At 46.8% G+C, this 387-nt stretch carries 1 pseudogene; it reads right to left on the bottom strand.

The annotated features are described in order from the left end of the window. Positions 1 to 230 precede the first annotated feature (230 nt). Positions 231 to 387 (bottom strand): annotated as a pseudogene (locus tag M3221_RS26465) (carbamoyl-phosphate synthase domain-containing protein); the annotation flags it as partial.

The following is a 387-nucleotide window of genomic DNA, read 5'->3' as shown; positions in this document are numbered from 1 at the left end:
ACGGGCAACCGTTAAAGAGAAGCCTTTGCGAAGCAGGAAATCTGAAAACGTTCCTCCTAAAATTCCACCCACAAATCCGCAAATCGCAGGCAGCGGTTTTGTTCTTGGCTCCGGCAAAAGCCGGTCAGGCAAAGGAATGAGATGCTCCACTTCCTGGTCATAAGCGCGACGTCATTTGATTTTAGAAGTGCAAGGGTGATAAACACTGGAACAAGATCCAGCCATCCCGCGGAAACAATTGCTCCTTTAAGGGCACCGTGCTGGCGGATGATTCGCGTTAATTTGCGTGTATCAATACCGGAAATAGCCGGAATTATCAACTCCTTAGTAAGTTGGCAAGAAAAACGCCAATTTTTCCGGACATTCAAAATGTACGCAGTATGATCT

This window comes from Domibacillus indicus, from assembly GCF_023715895.1.
Classification (GTDB): domain Bacteria; phylum Bacillota; class Bacilli; order Bacillales; family Domibacillaceae; genus Domibacillus; species Domibacillus indicus_A.
The sequence above is the reverse complement of the archived record's forward strand: the minus strand, read 5'-3'. Positions and strand labels throughout refer to the sequence as shown.